Here is an 18,610-nt window from a genome sequence, read left to right on the forward strand (position 1 = left end):
TTCTGCGCCTCTTTCAGTATATAGTCCGCCGCATCCTGAGGATTTGAGAGAGTCACACTCTCCAATTTATCTTTCAACCATCCCCCCGCAATATTTTCCCCGCCCAGAGCCTCGGTGATTCCGTCGCTGAGCAAAAATACCATATCCCCATCCTTTAAGAGCATTTCATTTTTTACAATCTGAACCTGTTGCAATATTCCTGCCGGTAAGGTGTGGGAAGTTACCGTTAAAATACGTCCGCCGCGGCTGATGTAAGAAGAAACTGCGCCAAGCTTTATGAATTCTGCTCGCCCATCAAATAAATCCACGGCACAAATATCCAAAGTCGCATAGGTCTCTTCTCCCTTTCGTAACAGCAACGCAGAATTAATCATTTTCACCGCTAATTCCCGTTCAAATCCCGCTTCTGTAAACTGTTCCAAAAGCTCAATGGCAGTTCTACTCTCCTCAGCAGCACCCTTACCTTGCCCCATTCCATCAGACAAAGCCATGATAGAAATTCCTTTATCTGTTTCTAAAAAACCTGTACTATCACCAATGGGTTGATGTTCTACGGCAGAGGAAAAGGCCGTTGCCGTTGTCAGGCTAAAAGATGGCACTTCCACAAAACGCAGAGTACAAATCCCGTCTTTCTGGCAATGACAGGTATTTGGCTCCTTTAATACCATGGGACGGTTCATCGTACGTTTTACTAATGGCAATAGTTTACTTTTGCAAACACCTCGGCAACCACATCCACGAAAAGAAAGTTGAACCTGTCTGCCATATCGACTCTTCTCCTCCACTACCCGAACGTCCTTCAGGCGAATTCCCTCCTTTGCGCATTCTTCCTTTAATAATTGCCCTGCTTGCTCCAAAAAAACGCACCCAACTTCCAAATGACCAGAAAGTCCCATTAGAATGTCGCTTACCGCTGTCATTTGCTGGCTAACTAGCTCCCTGCATTCTGCTAAGCGTCCCAACCAAAGGCGATCTCGGCGATAGCCCTCATAAGATTGGTTGACTGCATCTACAAAAGTTTCTTTTCTTGCACACATCTGACAAAAATAATCGGGTAGCTGTGCCGTTGTAATATGTCCCCGTTCTTCGCAATAAGATAAGGCAGAAAATGTCATGCTATATGTACGATACAACTCCTCATTCCAGCAATAATGCGCCATGCCACACCCTTGGCAGGCTTTTTCTGCAATGGTGTCTACCAATTTAGAGACATCTTTTTTATCCTGTACTTCTTCCTGTTGCACAAACGTCTTTGACAAAGCCGCAAAAGCCTGGGAAAAACCAAGTAGTCGTTCCTCCAACAGTTCTTTTTTTCTGATGTATTTATCTTTGCTCCCTTCCTGCTCACGCAAGCTACCTGATAGCCAAACAAGACAGCTCTTTGGGGTGAGTAAAAATGTGGTGGCTCCTAATGCCCATCCCCCTGCCCATAAAGGCACGAGTAAAGAAGCATCCGTATAAAACAAAAATAGCAGTGGCGTTAAAATCAGCGCAAGCACCAAGGGAATCCTGCCGATATCCTTTAGGCACCCTGCAATCAGCACGCTGACACCAAGAACCGTAAAAAGCAATACGTCTATGCCCCCACAAAGATAAAGCAAAAAACCAAACAACGTACCTGCCGCTGCACCGCCTCCCATTCCGTCCCGCCATGCACAGGCGCCTAGAAAAAATGCAATAAAAAACGGAAGCAGACCTTGTCGTAAATATGGTACCTCCATACACGAAAGACCGGCTAAGGCGCCCCCTAAGAGCAGTACCATTCCTAAAGTTTCTTCTCGACTAGGTACTGGTACTCGCCTTTTCTCCCATAAAAACATAGCTCCCTTTTGTGCCAGTAAAGAAATGCCAATAACCAAGGCACTTTCCACACTGGCAATGACAAAATAAAATGTCAGTCCACCTTTGCTGATGGCATAAAAAACACCAGCCAACGCCATGGCAAATGCACCGAGTATTGCTTTTTTCAAGATTTCTTCCCGTTCGGTAAATCTTCCCAGGGTCAACTGAATGGCACATGCCGCCGCCAGTGCTGCACCCGCCTTCAAAGGCATATCAACAATACAGCCCGCCGCCACAGATACCAATGCGCCCCAGAATAAAATTCCTTCGCCAAAAAACAAAGAAATATATGCAATGCCCATGGGGCGTAAAAATTGCAGCATTTCAGCCTTTCCCCAGCAAACACCAATTCCACATAAGAGCGCAAACTTCAAAATATCTTTGCCACAAATCAGCTTGGGGGTCTTCTCTCCATAAAGTGGCACCTCAGGGGGCACCCCTGAGCCTTGTCCTACTTGTTCTAAGATGATTTCTGTTTTTTCCATGCGTCTTCCCTCCATATTCCTTATTGTAGGAAAATATGACTGTTTTTTTTGTCATTTGCTGGAGGTATCGTACAGTTTTTTTCGGCAAATTCTTTTATAATCTTACTTGTTCGAAACTAAAAAACTAATTTACATTGAAGACACATAAAAAGGACTTGCAGTCCATAGACTGCAAATCCTTTTCGTTTAGATTCTTTATTTAAATGAATTTCAAAATCAACCGCTACTATTTATTGGTCTTCCGCAGTTATCTTAGTTACCTTATCACTGCTGTTGACTTTATCTAATGTAACATAACAAGTATCTCCCTTGCTTTCGCAGTCATCAAGAAGTTCTTTCAACCCTCTCAAACTATTGTTGTAGTTATCCGAATCATATCTTCTACTCAACCTATAAGTTATGGAAACATCAGAGTCTACATTCCATTTATATTTTTCTCCATGATTGTCTTTTATTTCAATCTTGTCACTGGAAGTAGTAACTTTGTATAATTTTCCTTCTTTCGGTTTATCTTCATCCTCATCGTCATCTACAATTTTCGCAACAACTTTTGATACTTCATCCTTGGAATTGAAATAGAGGGTCACGGTAATGATTTCATCATTACCCAATCTATCCAATGCTGTGATAAGCTTACTCACACTGCTGCTACTTCCATCCAGTGTTACCGTTGTGGTACCCGAAGCAAAATCATATCTTTTGGTATTCGAATCGATCTTTACTCTGATATAAAAATCATCTAGGCTACTCAGGGTTCCCTTTTTGGTATCGCTGGAGCTCTCATCCTCTGTACTTGCCACAACTCTCGTTACTTTATCCTTGCTGTTTAATGTCAAGGTAACGGTAATTTTCTCTTTATAGTATTTTGCAGTTTCGTTTTCACTATCCAATTTAGAAGCCGTTTTGGTACTGCCATCTAACGTAATCTTTACATCCGAATCCAAATCATAGGTATAGTTTACGTCACCAGCAGTAATGGCAATCTGATCTCTTCCCGCATCAACGTATCTCAAAGTTCCCTTTGTTGCTGCATTATTTTTCCCTACAATATCAGTAACCTCGCCTTTGCTGTTAAAGGTTAATTCCACAGTATAGGTATAATCTTTATAGCTGCTTCTCAAAGAAGATAACGTTACCGACTTATTGTCAATTTTTATGGAAGGATCCTTCAAATCATATTCGTAGCTCTTCCCATCTACAGTAATTTTAATTGTAGAAGAGGTTATCTCTTTTAAAGTACCCTTTGACAGACCAGAATTTTTAGAGGTAGCGGAAATTTTCGTAACCGAATCATATCTGTCTAAGGTTAAAGCCACAGAATAAGGAGCGCTATCATATTTATCAGTTAATGTAGACAATCTACTGCTTTTACCATCTATTTCAACGTCCACATCTGGATCAAGATAGTAACTGTAGGTTTTACCAGCAGCTTTTAAATCAAGACGACGGCTGTTGATAAAGGATAACGTTCCATGGGTCTCGTCTTCCATAAAGTCTATGGTAATCGTAGTAACATAACCTTTATTATCCAGTTTCAGGGTTACAGAATAATTATTGCTTCTATATTCATCTGCTAATGTGGAAAAACGTACGGTTTTCCCGTCATATTTGACCGTTACATCCGCATCTGAAAGAGGATATTCATAGTCTTTACTGCCCACCTGAATCCTTAGTTTAGAATTACTCATATAAGTCAATTTGCCCGCCAGCGGGTTGTTCTTGCTGGTCATAGCTTCAATTTTTGAAACCTCATTTATCTTATCAAAGGACAGAGTAACGGTATAATCATAGTCTTCCATTTCACTTATTAATTTAGAAACTGAGGATTTGCTTCCGTTAATTGTAACACTAACACTATCTGACAAACGGAAATAGGTTTCGTTGCTGCCATCCTTCACAGTAATTTTACTGCTGGTTAATTTCTTCAAAGGGAAAACCTTTGTAGAAATGATCCCTGCCTTAGACTTATTGATGACTACCGTACTGATATCGGTATTGGCATATGTAACCGTAACGGTATCCCCCATGCCGATATCTTTCAGCGCCACTGTTTCACCTTCAAAGGTTACCTTTACTGTGGACTTCTTCCCAAAAAGATTCACGCCTGAACCGTTGTTTGTTGCTACGCTTAAGAAAATATCTCCATTAGTCAGTACCATGCTGTTTATAACAGTTCCGCTTACAGTACCCGATGAAGGAGCTGTCGGTGTGGTTGGTGTTTGTGACTTAGAATCATTTAAATAATTATATGTTTTAACAGACAAAACTGCCATTTCTGAGCGGTTAATCTTTGCGCTAGGGTTAAACCTATTATTCGGGTCACCAACCATGAGGTTTTTACTGTTTAATAGCGCTAAATATGGAACTGCATCTCTGGAAATTTTGGTGCTATCTTTGTAAGACAATGTTGCACTGTTGTTAGCAGTATAAATTGTGGCCAGCGCCTTACCGAACATCAGGCCTACTTCTTCTCTGGTGGCATTCTGTGTTCCATTTTTCAATTTTACCAAATCGCTGTTTTCAATAATTTTATTCTCCAATACATAAGCTGTAGCGCTATAAGCCCATGTGGGAATATTATATGCACTCATTACCGTAGTCCATTTTGTAACAGTATCAGATGAAACATCCTTCTTGGTGTATACCTTCATAATAGAGTAAATCATCTGCACAGATTCACATAATGTCACGTTATTTCTGGGCTTCGCATATTTTTTACCATTTTCTGTATAACCATTCATTAATCCCAATGACTGCGCCTGATTTATAAATTGCGCCGCCCCAGACCAAGGTACTTTATTTATATCCGCAAAGTCAGCGGCAAAGGCTGTTACGCCCATATTTCCAAAAGTGAACATTGCGGCCAATGTAACCGCCAAAAATCTTTTCATAAGTAAATGCCCCCATTCAACTTATATTCATTAAAAAACGTACAAGCAAAAGATACTTATACTATAGTTACCATATTTACTATATCATAGAAAAATTGAAAAATCTTTTCAAAAATATTAATCTTACTAAAAATTTCTGTTTTTTATTGGTAATTATGGTGCAACCAGCCAAAATATTCCAATTTTTTCCCTATATATTCTTTTTTATTTTGTTGTACACGGGAATCCGGGTTCGTAATCAAATCATAAATTGTCCCCAGCATTACCTTTCCAGAGGTAATATAACAATTTTCATAGTCTGCTATTGCAAAACTATCATCATGAAATCTGCCCTTCACGCCCGAAAACCCAAATTGTATGGTAGGAATCAGGAAACCCAAATCCCCCACATCCCCTGAAGCCCCAGAAATAGGGCTTTCCACAATTTCTTCCGAAGAACAATACAGAAGCATATTTCCCCGCACTACTTTGTTTAACCCCTTAGATTGGGCGAGTGGTAAATAACCCACTGTGTTTGAAATTTCATAGCCCAAATCCAACGCTTTGGCACAGTGCTCTATACACCCGTCAAACCGCTTGCAAGCTTCAAACAGCGTTTCATTGTCGTTGGCCCTCACATAAGTTTCCAATACTGTTACATCCGGAATGGTATTCACACTGCCACCGCCTGCCGTCAAAACCGGATTTAGTCTTAACCCTTTTTCCACAGCAAACTGATCCTTTAAAAATGAAAGGGCATTCATGGCCAAAGTTGCCCCATGCAAGGTGTTCCTGCCCAAGTGGGGTGCCGCTCCCGAATGGGCTGCACGTCCCATAAAAACAGCCTTTTTCGCCATAAAACCTGCCAAGGTAGAATCCACATCAAATTTTGTTCCTTCATCCCCATTGGCATGGGCAGAAAGTACACAATTCACCTCATCAAAATAGCCTAAGGCAATCATATTCTGTTTTCCCGAACGAAATTCCAATTTTCCTTTGGCAATCAGCCCATCTCTGTATGCGAAATCAATATACTCCTCTGCAGGAGTAAAGAAAAAACTAACCCCGCAATCGGTCTGTTCCAGTATCCCTGATTCATGCAGTGCCTTTAAAAGGGATAATCCCATGGTCGTCTGTATGCTATGACCGCAGGAATGAATATTTCCTTTTCCATCTTTTCTAGGTAGAGCGTCAATATCCGCAACAAAGGCAATATGATAGCCCTTTCCACTACCAAGCGTGGCAATGATTCCCGTTAGAGCAATTTCTTTTTCATAAGGAATGCCCCATTCATCCAACAATTCCGTAATCTTCTTAGCAGTTTCCACCTCACAAAAGCCTAACTCGGCACATTGAAAAAATGTATCGCCTCTTTGGTAAATAGCCTGTTTTTCTTTTTCCAAATATTGTAGAAGTTCTTCCTTGTTAAGCACTATATCACCCCCTATTCCCAATTTAGACTCAATCCAACACCAACCTCTTTCACAGGACTGTGCTGATGTAGTGCAGCTTTGACCTGAAAAGAAGTACAGTGGCAAGGAAATAAATCTTCAATCTGCTCCTTTGCCAAATAGGAAATAGTTTCTGTTGTTCTTTCATTCATTTCAAAAAGATGAAAGCCACCCAAAAGCCCGAGCACCTTTTCTTTTCCCGTTATCTTTTTTGCATATTCAATTATATTGCAAATTCCCCCATGGGAACAACCTGTGATAATATAGATACCTTCTTGGGTACGATATGCCAGTGCCGTGTCATCCAAAATCATATCCGCTTTCTTTCCCTCTTCCTCCTCCAGTATCCCAATGGGATATGGTGATTCAAAAGAAAGCTCTCTGGGAATTTCCCCTAAAAAAACAAGATGTTCCGTCAGCCAATAGGGTTCCCTAGTCTCAATTAGAGAAAAATACTCCTGAACAGCTTCTCTATTCATTGGGCAGCCAATAGACAGTCCATTAAAAGAACGAGGTTTTAGTGCCGATGGATGACAAATAAGCCGTGGCTTGCTTTTCTCACAAATAGCGGATAGCGGAAGAAGACCTCCTGTGTGGTCGTTATGTCCATGGGAGAGAAGAATCCCATCTGCCTTAGTCACATCAATTGACATATCCATTGCATTTTTTAGAAAAGCAGAAGAATAGCCAACATCGAATAAGAAGTTTTTTCCATCTGCCTCAATCCAATAGGAAACCGCCGGCTCCCCTAAATAGTAGACGTCAATATTCGTATTATTATCCATCAATACCGTCACACGCATCGTATCTCACCTTCCTTATTTTCCCTATCATTATACGTGAAGTATGAAAGAAACACAAGGAAAGGAAAGCCATTCATTGCTGTGACGAGGATTTTTGAAGAAAAGTTCCAATATTGTTTCATTTTTCTGCATTGTTTCCACATAAATACGTTTAGATTTAAAAGGACAATTTGCTTTCCTTAGCCCATTATGTGATTCTTATTATTTCTCACTAACTTCTCAAGCCACCATATCCCTTGTCATTTATTAAAATGCTTATCCAACAAAAAAGAGTGCAGAAATAATGCACTCTTCTAATATTGAAACTTTTTATTATGCTTATAAAGAGAGCTCACTCTATATTTAAAAAAATTAATCCGCGAGTCTATTCTCTAAAGTAGCCTTTAACTCTTCATATCCTGGTTTACCAAGCAAAGCAAACATATTTTTCTTATACGCCTCAACACCGGGTTGATCGAAGGGGTTCACTTCCAAGAGATAACCACTCATGCCCACGGCTTTTTCAAAGAAATATATCAGTGCACCAAAATGCCATTCATCCATTCGGTCAATTTCAACCACCATATTGGGTACCCCACCATCCATATGAGCAAGCATGGTTCCACGAAAAGCTTTATGATTCACAAATTGCATTTCCTTTCCTGCCAAAAAGTTCAAGCCATCTCCGTCTGCCTCATCATAAGGAATGATCTCTGAGGTTTTCGGCTCCTTGCTCCATAAAACTGTTTCAAAAAAATACCTTCCACCTTCTTGAATAAATTGCCCAAAGGAATGTAAATCTGTAGAAAAATTCGCCGAAACAGGGAAAATTCCTTTGCCTTCCTTTCCTTCGCTTTCTCCAAAAAGCTGTTTGTACCATTCCCCAAAAGAAGTCATATGGGGTTCATAATTTGCTAATATTTCAATGTTTTTACCTTGTTTATAAAACAAATGGCGCATAGCCGCATATTGATAGCATTCATTTTCCTGAATATTAGGATTATCATAGCTCTCCATTGCCGCCTTTGCCCCATCCATCACTGCATCAATGTCAACACCGGCTACTGCCATAGCCAGTAACCCCACTGGTGTTAACACCGTAAACCTGCCTCCAATATCATCAGGGATTACAAAGGTTTCATAACCTTGTTCATTGCACATTTCCTTTAATGCCCCTTTCGTCTGATCGGTGGTAGCATAAATGCGCTTGGCTGCTTCTTCTTTCCCAAATTTCTTCTCCAAAAGCTGCTTAAAGATGCGAAAGGCAATGGCAGGCTCCGTTGTGGTTCCTGATTTTGAAATCACGTTGATTGAAAAATCTCTATCCCCTAAAATATGCAAAATATCGTTCAAATAAGCAGAGCTGATACTATTTCCCACAAAGTAAATCTCTGGTGTGTCTTTTTTCAGTTGGTTGTAATATGGACTTTTGATAAAATCTAAGGCAGTTCTTGTCCCCAGATAAGATCCTCCAATACCAATCACAATTAGCACACTGCTATCCTGTCTGATTTTTGCAGCCGCCCTTTTAATTCTAGCGAACTCTTCTTTATTATAAATTTCCGGTAAATCAACCCAACCAACAAAATCATTGCCTCTGCCGGTTTTATTGTGGAGCGCCTCGTGGCAACGACGAACCTCTGCCGAAAGGGCAAAAATCTCCGTTTTTTGTACTGCTTCCCCTTGCACTGTGAATTTAATTCCCATTTAAATTCCTCCTTCTTTCTGTGAAAGGCATACCTCCTGACTTGGAAAGTATGCCCTCTTTGCAGTATATTATAAGGTTCCTCTTACGATGATTTCGGGAACAGGCTGGGTGATAATTTCTTTTGAAATCTCTTTTTCCTCCTGAACAAAACCGTTAATCCTCGTAATTTGAATTGTGCTCTTTTTCTGTCCGGCACGGCCCTGTTGCTTCACCTTTTGATAGCTTTTGGGTTGGGTGTTGTCCGTTTGATATTCATAAGTCTTGGGTTCCACTGTGGTCAAAACTTGGGTTTCTATTGTTTTTACAGAAATCTTGGGCTTACTGATGGGAACATTAAGCACCTGACCCACATAAATGCCTGTTTTTACGGTCATTCCTGGATTTAACTTCAGCAAATCTTCCAAAGTACATTCATACTTCTTTGCAATTTTGAATAATGCGTCATTGGACGCTACGGTATAAGTCCCTGTCACCATTGTGGTAGATTGCAGCGACGCCAGGGCATCTTTTTCTGATAAAACTTCATCAGAATCAACATAGTCAGTGGCAACAGTAACTTTTTCCAACCATTCCGTTTTTGCATCCACTCCCTTGGCAGGAAGATACGGCTCTTTGATTGCTTTTAAGACGTTGTTTGCCTGTTCCTCATTGGCTAAAACAACACCTTTTCCTCCATCAATCATAATAATAGCTGCATTGACTTTATATGTAACCATATTCCGAATTTTCGGTATCAAATGCTCCAATGTACAAATATCCTTCTTTCGGCTGCTTCCAATGTGGATACCTTGGGTTTTTATTTCTTCGTTTAGCTTAACCTGGGCACCCACAATCCCTGCAAGCTGGGTTTCAATTGTGTCCTTAATGGTTTCTGCACTCACGCTACCTCCATCCAGCACACCAACACTCTCTGTTCCAACAAAAACTTCAGTGCCATCTTTTCGTACAAAAAGGAACAAAACTAACACAAAAATCAGCACGGCTATCCCCAAAACCATTTGCTTTTTTGGCAATGATAGTCGGCTTTTGGGTCTTCTCTTCTGCCCTGTATGAGGCTTTTGTGGCCTTCTTGTTCGATTTTCGTTATTTTGATTCGATATCTTCCTCTTTTTTACTCCGTATATTACCCGCTCATCTCTACGGGGAAAATTTTCCTTACCATCGGTCACTTTGATACCACCTACTTTCCCTCGTCTCATTCGACTAAAACTAGTATTATTGTAATTTATTCAACAGCGGATTGCAAGCAAAAGACAGTATAACTGAAAAACTGTACACCAATGATAACAATGCTCTTGTTTTAGACTGGTATCCGTCGATATTTCAGTTACTAACCCAATTTAAATACATGTAAAAAACCATAGGGGAACCTATGGTTTGAATGTTGGACAAAGTAATTATTATAAAACAAAGGAAAGCAATTCACACAAGATCCACTGCTTATTTAGATATAAAAGTAAATTTCTTATACGAAAGGATAGGTCTAAAGAAGTTGAATGTTAAAGGGTGTCGGCCAAGCCGACACCCTTCCCTAAGATTTCTTGGGGATTATATTGATTATTTATTGCGAATGGAACGTAAAATAAATTCCGTGTGATATTTGATATGACCATGGGCAACCGTTGCCCCTTCTTCAGCATCATGATTTTCAATTGCACGCAGAATTCCTCTATGGTGGGCAACAACGGCAGGGATGGTGCTATCTACCTTCAAATGTGCCATACGATAGCGGTAAAGCTGAATACGAAGATTCTGATAAATCTGAGCTAGTTTGTCATTTTCTGTTGATTTTAAAATCAGATCGTGAAAATCCTCATCTAATTGAATGATTCGTTCCAAATCGTTTTCGTCAATGGCACGCTCAAATTCTCCCTCCAACTTCTTTAACTGCTGAAGATCCTCTTTTTTCATCTTTGTGCAAGCTATACTAGTGGCAAGACTCTCCAAGGCACCTCTCACTTCAAGAATATTCACAATATCCTTTTCGCTCATATCCAACACCTGAGCGCCCTTTCTGGGTACAAGCTCCACCAGATTTTCCAAAGCCAGCATACGCAATGCCTCTCTAACGGGGGTTCTACTTACACCAAGCTTATCTGCCAGCTGATTCTCCATCAGTCTTTCGCCGGGAACCAATTTTCCCACTAAAATTGCCTCTCTCAGGGTATGAAAAACTACGTCCCGAAGTGGCAAGTACTCATTGGTATTAATATTAAATTTCGTTTCTTCCATTTCTTTCTTCTCCTCTCTTACCACTGCTACTGTGGTAAATCTTGGTGACTACAACCTCCTTCAAACCGAATTTTTTCCGGATTGTCGCCGCCGCCTTTTTTGCATCCTCTTCTTCCTTAAACAGTCCAAAAACCGTGGGACCGCTCCCGCTCATCAAGGCACCTTCTGCGCCTAGATGAACCAATTCCTCCTTCAGCTGAGCAATTTGCGGATGCATGGGTATTGTCACGGTCTCCAGAACATTTCCAAGAAGCCGCCCCATTTTTGTAATATCCGCCTCAGCCATAGCTTGTATCATCCCTTTTGTATCGGGATGATCCTGGACACTCTGCCAATTCAGTCCACGGTATACCGACGCCGTAGAAACACTGACAGGAAGCTTTACCAGTACAACATAACACATAGGGCATGGGCATTTCACTGGCGTCAGAATTTCTCCAACACCCTCAGATACCACTGTTCCCCTTTGAACGCAGTATGGGATGTCTGACCCCAAAAGAAAAGCCAAGCTTTCCAATTCTTTCATGGAAAGCCCTAATTCAAACAAGCGATTCATTCCAACCAATACTGCAGCACAATCCGCACTTCCTCCTGCCAAGCCTGCCGCCACAGGAATGCGCTTATCAATTTCGATAAAAACACCTTCCGTAATGCCATACTTGGCCTTCATCAACTCCGCCGCACGGTACGCCAAATTGCGGTTATCCGTTGGCAGCCAAGCCAAGTTGCTTTTTAGAATAATTTCATTTTTTCGGATTCGCTTCATGTAAATTCCGTCGTATAAGCTAACCGTCTGCATAATGCTTTGAATCAGATGGTAGCCGTCCTCACGCTTGCCTGTTACATCCAATGTTAAGTTGATTTTTGCTCTTGCTCTTAATCTAATGTCTTTCAAAATACACCCTCATGAATAATAATACTGTATACATTGTCTCCTTTATTGTACAATATTTTCGACAAAGTTACAACTGCCATCTTATACAAAAAAACTAGTATCTCCTATATGAAAAACGCTAATAAAAAAAATTTAGTAGCACTTTTATATCCTTTCTTCCTTATAATTTAGACAAGGTTTTTTCTTAAAAATTCCTCTTGCAATTTAAAGTCAGTGGTGTATAATGATGTCGTAAAAACATAATACCTCTTCAGGGCAGGGTGAAACTCCCGATCGGCGGTAAAGTCCGCGAGCGAAAGCAGGATTTGGTGAAATTCCAAAACCGACAGTATAGTCTGGATGGAAGAAGAGCAAACATAAAAGTGGCAATCTATTTTTTTCAATTGTCCCTTTTCACAGCAGTAACTCTGTGCCTTTTTGGCATACCATAATTTCTTTTCATAGAATCATGGGAGGTTTTTTTGCTGTTTCAAAATGTTTGATATGCCCTGTATGAGCTTTTTTGGCACATACAGGGCTTTTTATTGTGAATTTGCGGTTTTATTTTGTGTATACTTCAAATGCAAAAAATCGCAATTTCCCTCTTATACAGAGGTCTCTTTCTCTATCCACTTCTTTGGGAACTCTCTCCCACCTTTCCCCTGAAGGAAAGGAAGTTATCCCTATGGTAAATGAAAAATATATGAAGCGTGCTATCACTTTGGCAAAAAACGCACTGGGTTATACCAGTCCAAATCCTTTGGTAGGCGCAGTTATTGTAAAAGACAATAAAATCATCGGCGAAGGCTATCATCATAAAGCCGGCGAACTCCATGCTGAACGTATGGCTCTTATCGATTGTAAGGAAAGCCCAAAAGGAGCCACCATTTACGTTACACTGGAACCTTGTTGCCATCAAGGGCGTACCCCTCCTTGCACCGATGCCATTATTGAAGCTGGCATTCAACATGTGGTCATTGGTTCCTCTGACCCTAACCCTATGGTTATGGGCAACGGCATAAAGACTTTGGGTGAACACGGTATCACTGTGACCTCTCATTTTTTACAAAAAGAATGCGACGAAATAAATCAGGTATTTTTTCACTACATCACAACAAGAATGCCCTATGTGGCTCTTAAATATGCCATGACTGCCGACGGCAAAATCGCTACTGTAACTGGAGCTTCTCGTTGGATAAGCAACGACGTGTCACGACACCATGCCCACAATCTGCGCCATGTGTACAGCAGTATCTTGGTAGGTATTGAAACGGTTTTGCAGGATGATCCTTTTCTAAATTGCAGACTGGAACACGCAGTACAGCCTATCCGGATTATTTGCGATAGCCACTTACGTATACCTTTGGATTGCCAAATTTGCATAACAGCAAAAGAGTATAAAACCATTATCGCTTATGCCAACGATAGCTTTGGAAATAAAGAAGCTTTAGAAGGCATGGGTCTTACCTTGTGGCAACTACCTGATGAAAACAACCAGGTATCTTTAACCAATCTGTTAAAGAAGTTAGGGGAAAATGGCATTGACAGCGTATTGGTTGAAGGTGGTGGAAGTATTCATTTTTCTTTTTTGCAATCCCGTCTAGCCCAAAAACTATATATTTATTTTGCCCCTAAAATTTTTGGCGGTAAAGATGCAAAATCCCCAGTGGCAGGAAAAGGCATTCCCCAGCCGGAAGACGCCTTTGAGCTAAAATTATTGGACAGTCAGATTTTAGATGGCGATATTTTATTGGAATATGAAATAGAATCCAATCCAGGGGATAAAAAAAATCTCTGACCTTATCACTTTGAAATAGAGACCGTCTACAGAAGATTTTAGAAAAAATTGCTTGGACTGCATGTAAGGTTCGGGTAATTCCCCACGAATTCCTTAAAAAGACCTATGAAAAAGGAGATGCTTTATGTTTACAGGTTTGATTGAAGAAATCGGCTTTATAGAAAAAATAATTACACAAAATAGCAGTGGCCAGATGATTATTCACGCAAAAGCAATACAAGAGGGAACAAAACTGGGCGATAGTATTGCAGTAAATGGCGTTTGCCTCACTGTTACCAACGTATCACAAACCTCTTTTACCGCCGACGTAATGCCTGAAACCTTGAAACGGAGTAATCTTGGACAGCTGCACAAAGGTTCCCCTGTTCATCTAGAGCGGGCAATGGCGGCAAACGGACGCTTTGGGGGGCATATGGTCAGTGGTCATATCGACGGAACGGGCATAATCTCGTCAAGAAAGCAAGAGGGAAATGCAACCCGCCTTTTTATTACCGCAGCCCCCCCACTCCTACGGCAGATAATCGAAAAAGGATCTATCGCCATTGATGGTGTCAGTCTAACAGTCATTTCTGTAGAGCAGACCCAGTTCTCTGTGGGTATTATCCCCCATACAAGTACACAGACCATTTTATTAGATAAAAACATCGGGGATAGCGTAAATCTGGAAACAGATGTTATCGCCAAATATATACAACGTTATTTTGAAAATAACAGTCAACAGCAGGAGAAACCTTTAACCTTAGCATTTCTAAGAGAGAATGGATTTTAGGAGGAGAAAAAATGTATAACTATCACACCATTGAAGAAGCACTAGAAGAATTAAAGCAAGGAAAAGTTATTCTTGTTACCGACGACCCAGACCGTGAAAACGAAGGCGATTTTATCTGTGCCGCAGAATTCGCCACCCAAGAAAATGTAAACTTTATGGCGAAATTCGGGAAAGGATTAATCTGCATGCCAATGAGCGAGGAGCTGGGGCATAAACTTGGTCTGCCCCAAATGGTATCGGAAAATACAGATAATCATTCCACAGCTTTTACGGTTTCCATTGACCATGTGAATACCACCACGGGTATTTCGGCGGCAGAACGCTCTATCACAGCCCTTAAATGCGTGGAGGGGGATGCAAAGCCAGAGGACTTTCGCAGACCAGGGCATATGTTCCCCTTAATTGCCAGAAAAGGCGGGGTTTTAAAGCGGGAAGGACATACTGAGGCCACGGTGGATTTAATGCGTCTTGCTGGCTTAAAGGAATGTGGTCTTTGTTGCGAAATTATGGCAGAGGATGGCACCATGATGCGCACACCAGAGCTTTGGAAAGTTGCAAAGGAGCATAATCTAAAATTTATTACCATACATGATTTGCAAAATTACTGCCGTCGCCATGAAAAACATGTGCATTGCGAGGCAGCGGCAAACCTGCCAACCCCTTATGGCGAGTTCAAAATCTACGGCTATGTGAACGATATCACAGGGGAGCATCACGTTGCCTTGGTGAAAGGGGAAATTGGCAACGGAAAGGACATCCTTTGTCGAGTGCATTCGGAATGCCTGACTGGAGATGTATTTGGTTCCTGCCGTTGTGACTGTGGCCAACAGCTCGCCGCAGCCATGGCACAAATTGAGAAAAAAGGAAGAGGGATTCTTTTATATATGCGCCAAGAAGGCAGAGGCATTGGCTTAATCAACAAATTAAAGGCATATGCCCTTCAGGAACAAGGGCAAGACACAGTAGAGGCCAACATTGCCCTTGGCTTTGCCCCTGATTTAAGAGAATATTGGATTGGCGCACAAATTTTGCAGGATTTAGGTGCCAAAGAGTTACATCTACTTACCAATAATCCTGAAAAGGTATATGGCCTTGGGGGTTTCGGCGTAGAGATTACGATGCGTGTGCCCATCGAAATCGAGCCCCAAGAATACGATTTGGAATATCTAAAAACCAAGCAAGAAAAAATGGGACATATTTTTTCCCAAGCCCTTTAATAGTTTTAGGGGCTAATCACGAAAGCTAAGCCAAACACGTTTAGGCGTTTACCCTTCGCTGGCACTGCAAATAATGGCAAACTATCTTGGCCAGCCAATTAAAAAGGGTATAGTCTAAGCTTTCCAGGTCAAGTCGAAAACCAATACATACAAGCAATAAAGGCTCTAAATAAAAATTTTTGCAATCGTATAATTAGGAGGAATACTAACATGAAATTGATTCAAGGAAATTTAATTGCAACAGAAATGAAAGTAGCAATTGTGGCGTCCCGTTTCAATGATTTTATTGTTGGAAAGCTCATTGATGGCGCGGAGGATGCTCTCCTACGCCACGGTGTCGATGCAGACAATATTTCATTGGTACGTGTCCCAGGGGCATTTGAAATCCCTCCTGCGGCGAAACTTCTGGTAAACAGCCACGCATATGATGCGGTGATCTGCCTTGGCGCTGTCATTCGTGGCGCAACCACCCACTATGACTATGTTTGTAGTGAGGTTTCAAAAGGAATTGCCCATCTTTCCATGGAAACCAACACTCCTGTTCTTTTTGGTGTTGTCACCACAGAAAATATTGAGCAAGCCATTGAGCGAGCAGGAACAAAGGCCGGAAATAAGGGTTATGATACTGCATTGGCAGCCATTGAGATGGTAAACCTCTCTATCGAAATGAAAAAACAGGGAAATTAATCTTCCCATAGCATAACAAGGGGATTCCCAAATGGGAACCTCCTTGTAAAATAAAAGCTGAAACGGGTTACAAATTAAACGTCTTTTGAGTAAATCCTATCTATAAATCCACCAATGGTTAAGTTTTCTTTAATTATTCGGAAAATTTGTATTGAAACCTAATTTTGTATTATAATCAATATACATAATACAACAATTTATCCGTACAGGAGGGATTCTATGGAGGATTTTTATATAAAGAATAAACAAGCAGTACAAAACTTAATCATCCTTTGCGGGGGAATATTGGTTTGTTTTCTATTTTTCCGTTACTTATTTCCGATTTTTTTGCCTTTTATTTTAGGCTGGCTATTAAGCCTTATGTTTATTCCATTGGCGGATCAATTAGAGAAATATCACATTCCCCGCTGGGCAGGGGCACTTGTGGGAATACTTATTCTTATTTCTGTCCTTGGATCTTTAGGGTATTTCGCAGGAAACCAGCTTTACCAACAGCTTCAAAACCTACTAAATGACCTCCCTTTCTATATAGAAAAAATGGAAGAAGGTTTCACCCTGTTTTGGATAAAAATAGATAGCCTCCTTGTGGATTTACCTGATGAAATCACAAACATTACTGCGAATTTACAAGATGGAATTTTTGGCATTCTCCTTTCCGTGGTTCAAAGCAGTGGCTCTGTTTCAATGATTGCCGCTGTTCCAAAGATTTTATTGGGTTTTTTCATTGCCTTATTTTCTGCTTTTTTCCTTACAAAGGATAAAGAAAGCATTCACAAGGCGTTTAAAACCCATGTTGAACCACTCCTTGGTGGTTCCCTAGAAGCCACAAAACGGGATTTAGCCGCCTCCCTTTGGGGATATGCCAAAACACAGTTGATACTGATGGGCTACATCTTTCTTATCTGTATCATTGGTTTGTATGTTTTAAACTCCCCTTATGCCTTATTGTTGAGTGTTGTCATTGCCATCATTGATGCCCTTCCATTCTTTGGTAGCGGATTCATTCTTTGGCCCGGAGCAATACTTCATTTTGCACTAGGCAATAATGCCTTAGGAATTGGTTATCTTGTTATTTACGGCGTAGTTCAAGTTGTACGTCAATTGATGCAACCTAAAATACTTGGTGACCAAATTGGGATGCACCCTTTGCTAGCTCTGTTTTCTATGTACTTTGGATATCGCTGCATCGGCTTTTGGGGACTGATTCTTGGACCTATTGTTGCCGTTGTCTTACGAACCATTCTTCTGTTACAACAAAAAAACAATAAAGATTTTAGCAAAAATTAGAAAAGGTCTGGGGAAATTCCCCAGACCTTTTCTAAAAAATTATATTTTTTACGCCAACTAAAATAATTAGATGTAACGGATAAAAAACATAGAAAAAATACTTCGGTAAATGTATTGTTCTTTTCCATCTCACTCCCGCCAAGGGAAAAGCAAGAATGGATAAGCCTTGTAGCCAAGTTCCTGTAAAATACCCATAAACCACCTGAAGAATGCCCTGCCAGTAAAATGAAACTGCCCGAGCAGATTCATAAAATCCATATAAAAATATGGTAGCAACCCCATACCAGCTATAACTGCATTTCACCCAATAGGATAAAATCAGCAAGGCCCCTGCCAAAAACCTCTCTTTTCCTTCTCTTTTCCATAGCCATAGCACTACCCCGCCCAATGCTAAGGTAAATAGAGGGTTTAAATTGGTATTTTCAAAGGCCAATCTATAAATGGGCTGAGAAATTACTGCCGCCAAAAGAATACGAAAAAGATATCTTTGAAAATTAGATGTATGTTCTACCCCTTGGGCAATGCCATATGCAAACAAAGGAAAAGACAGCCTACCTATAAGCCGAAACCCAATTTGTTCAGGAAAAAACAGCGCTCCAATATGATCT

At 40.8% G+C, this 18,610-nt stretch carries 14 protein-coding genes and 1 riboswitch; of the genes, 5 read left to right on the forward strand and 9 right to left on the reverse strand.

What is annotated here, in order from left to right:
• From RTK36_RS00815 to ispE, 8 genes are all read right to left on the reverse strand, one after another.
• Positions 1-2,327: SpoIIE family protein phosphatase (locus tag RTK36_RS00815; protein ID WP_312043343.1), on the reverse strand; the 2,327-nt coding region annotated here is incomplete at its 3' end.
• A gap of 230 nt (positions 2,328-2,557) precedes the next feature.
• Positions 2,558-5,218, reverse strand: coding sequence for an S-layer homology domain-containing protein (locus RTK36_RS00820; protein WP_312043345.1), 2,661 nt, complete (start codon positions 5,216-5,218; stop codon positions 2,558-2,560).
• A gap of 143 nt (positions 5,219-5,361) precedes the next feature.
• Positions 5,362-6,630, reverse strand: coding sequence for an amidohydrolase (locus RTK36_RS00825; protein WP_312043347.1), 1,269 nt, complete (start codon positions 6,628-6,630; stop codon positions 5,362-5,364).
• An 11-nt stretch (positions 6,631-6,641) separates the two neighbouring features.
• The gene (locus tag RTK36_RS00830; protein WP_312043349.1) at positions 6,642-7,451 is read right to left on the reverse strand and encodes an MBL fold metallo-hydrolase; all 810 of its coding nucleotides are present in this window, start codon (positions 7,449-7,451) and stop codon (positions 6,642-6,644) included.
• Between the two features lie 351 nt (positions 7,452-7,802).
• On the reverse strand, positions 7,803-9,137 hold the full coding sequence (locus tag RTK36_RS00835; RefSeq protein WP_312043351.1) for a glucose-6-phosphate isomerase: 1,335 nt from the start codon (positions 9,135-9,137) through the stop codon (positions 7,803-7,805).
• Between the two features lie 69 nt (positions 9,138-9,206).
• The gene (locus RTK36_RS00840; RefSeq protein ID WP_312043353.1) at positions 9,207-10,307 is read right to left on the reverse strand and encodes a G5 domain-containing protein; all 1,101 of its coding nucleotides are present in this window, start codon (positions 10,305-10,307) and stop codon (positions 9,207-9,209) included.
• 388 nt (positions 10,308-10,695) lie between these two features.
• On the reverse strand, positions 10,696-11,370 hold the full coding sequence (locus tag RTK36_RS00845; RefSeq protein WP_312043355.1) for a GntR family transcriptional regulator: 675 nt from the start codon (positions 11,368-11,370) through the stop codon (positions 10,696-10,698).
• Positions 11,351-12,265 carry a 4-(cytidine 5'-diphospho)-2-C-methyl-D-erythritol kinase gene (gene ispE / locus RTK36_RS00850; RefSeq protein ID WP_312043357.1) on the reverse strand — a complete coding sequence of 305 codons (915 nt, stop codon included), beginning with the start codon at positions 12,263-12,265 and terminating at the stop codon, positions 11,351-11,353. Before ispE ends, RTK36_RS00845 begins: the two co-directional genes overlap by 20 nt.
• Before the next feature lie 242 nt (positions 12,266-12,507).
• Positions 12,508-12,620, forward strand: a riboswitch (FMN riboswitch).
• A 309-nt stretch (positions 12,621-12,929) separates the two neighbouring features.
• Here ispE and ribD point away from each other — a divergent pair.
• From ribD to ytvI, 5 genes are all read left to right on the forward strand, one after another.
• Positions 12,930-14,042 (forward strand): bifunctional diaminohydroxyphosphoribosylaminopyrimidine deaminase/5-amino-6-(5-phosphoribosylamino)uracil reductase RibD, encoded by a 1,113-nt coding sequence (gene ribD, locus RTK36_RS00855; protein ID WP_312043359.1) that lies wholly within the window; start codon positions 12,930-12,932, stop codon positions 14,040-14,042.
• 124 nt (positions 14,043-14,166) lie between these two features.
• On the forward strand, positions 14,167-14,811 hold the full coding sequence (gene ribE, locus RTK36_RS00860; RefSeq protein WP_312043362.1) for a riboflavin synthase: 645 nt from the start codon (positions 14,167-14,169) through the stop codon (positions 14,809-14,811).
• Positions 14,812-14,822: 11 nt separating this feature from the next.
• The gene (locus tag RTK36_RS00865; RefSeq protein WP_312043364.1) at positions 14,823-16,028 is read left to right on the forward strand and encodes a bifunctional 3,4-dihydroxy-2-butanone-4-phosphate synthase/GTP cyclohydrolase II; all 1,206 of its coding nucleotides are present in this window, start codon (positions 14,823-14,825) and stop codon (positions 16,026-16,028) included.
• A 210-nt stretch (positions 16,029-16,238) separates the two neighbouring features.
• Positions 16,239-16,715 (forward strand): 6,7-dimethyl-8-ribityllumazine synthase, encoded by a 477-nt coding sequence (gene ribH / locus RTK36_RS00870; protein WP_312043366.1) that lies wholly within the window; start codon positions 16,239-16,241, stop codon positions 16,713-16,715.
• A 219-nt stretch (positions 16,716-16,934) separates the two neighbouring features.
• Positions 16,935-18,002 carry a sporulation integral membrane protein YtvI gene (gene ytvI / locus RTK36_RS00875; RefSeq protein WP_312043368.1) on the forward strand — a complete coding sequence of 356 codons (1,068 nt, stop codon included), beginning with the start codon at positions 16,935-16,937 and terminating at the stop codon, positions 18,000-18,002.
• A gap of 31 nt (positions 18,003-18,033) precedes the next feature.
• Here ytvI and RTK36_RS00880 read toward each other — a convergent pair.
• Positions 18,034-18,610 (reverse strand): TraX family protein (locus RTK36_RS00880; RefSeq protein WP_312043370.1); only part of this gene is annotated, 577 nt, incomplete at its 5' end.

The organism is Anaerotignum sp. (genome assembly GCF_031981185.1).
Lineage (GTDB): Bacteria > Bacillota > Clostridia > Lachnospirales > Anaerotignaceae > Chakrabartyella.

What these genes read in the sequence shown, in the direction of transcription:
- ytvI (WP_312043368.1), top strand. Translation starts at nt 16,935, where the DNA reads ATGGAGGATTTTTATATAAAGAATAAACAAGCAGTACAAAACTTAATC.
- RTK36_RS00845 (WP_312043355.1), bottom strand. Translation starts at nt 11,370, where the DNA reads ATGGAAGAAACGAAATTTAATATTAATACCAATGAGTACTTGCCACTT.
- ribH (WP_312043366.1), top strand. Translation starts at nt 16,239, where the DNA reads ATGAAATTGATTCAAGGAAATTTAATTGCAACAGAAATGAAAGTAGCA.
- RTK36_RS00820 (WP_312043345.1), bottom strand. Translation starts at nt 5,218, where the DNA reads ATGAAAAGATTTTTGGCGGTTACATTGGCCGCAATGTTCACTTTTGGA.
- ribE (WP_312043362.1), top strand. Translation starts at nt 14,167, where the DNA reads ATGTTTACAGGTTTGATTGAAGAAATCGGCTTTATAGAAAAAATAATT.
- ribD (WP_312043359.1), top strand. Translation starts at nt 12,930, where the DNA reads ATGGTAAATGAAAAATATATGAAGCGTGCTATCACTTTGGCAAAAAAC.
- RTK36_RS00865 (WP_312043364.1), top strand. Translation starts at nt 14,823, where the DNA reads ATGTATAACTATCACACCATTGAAGAAGCACTAGAAGAATTAAAGCAA.
- RTK36_RS00835 (WP_312043351.1), bottom strand. Translation starts at nt 9,137, where the DNA reads ATGGGAATTAAATTCACAGTGCAAGGGGAAGCAGTACAAAAAACGGAG.
- RTK36_RS00830 (WP_312043349.1), bottom strand. Translation starts at nt 7,451, where the DNA reads ATGCGTGTGACGGTATTGATGGATAATAATACGAATATTGACGTCTAC.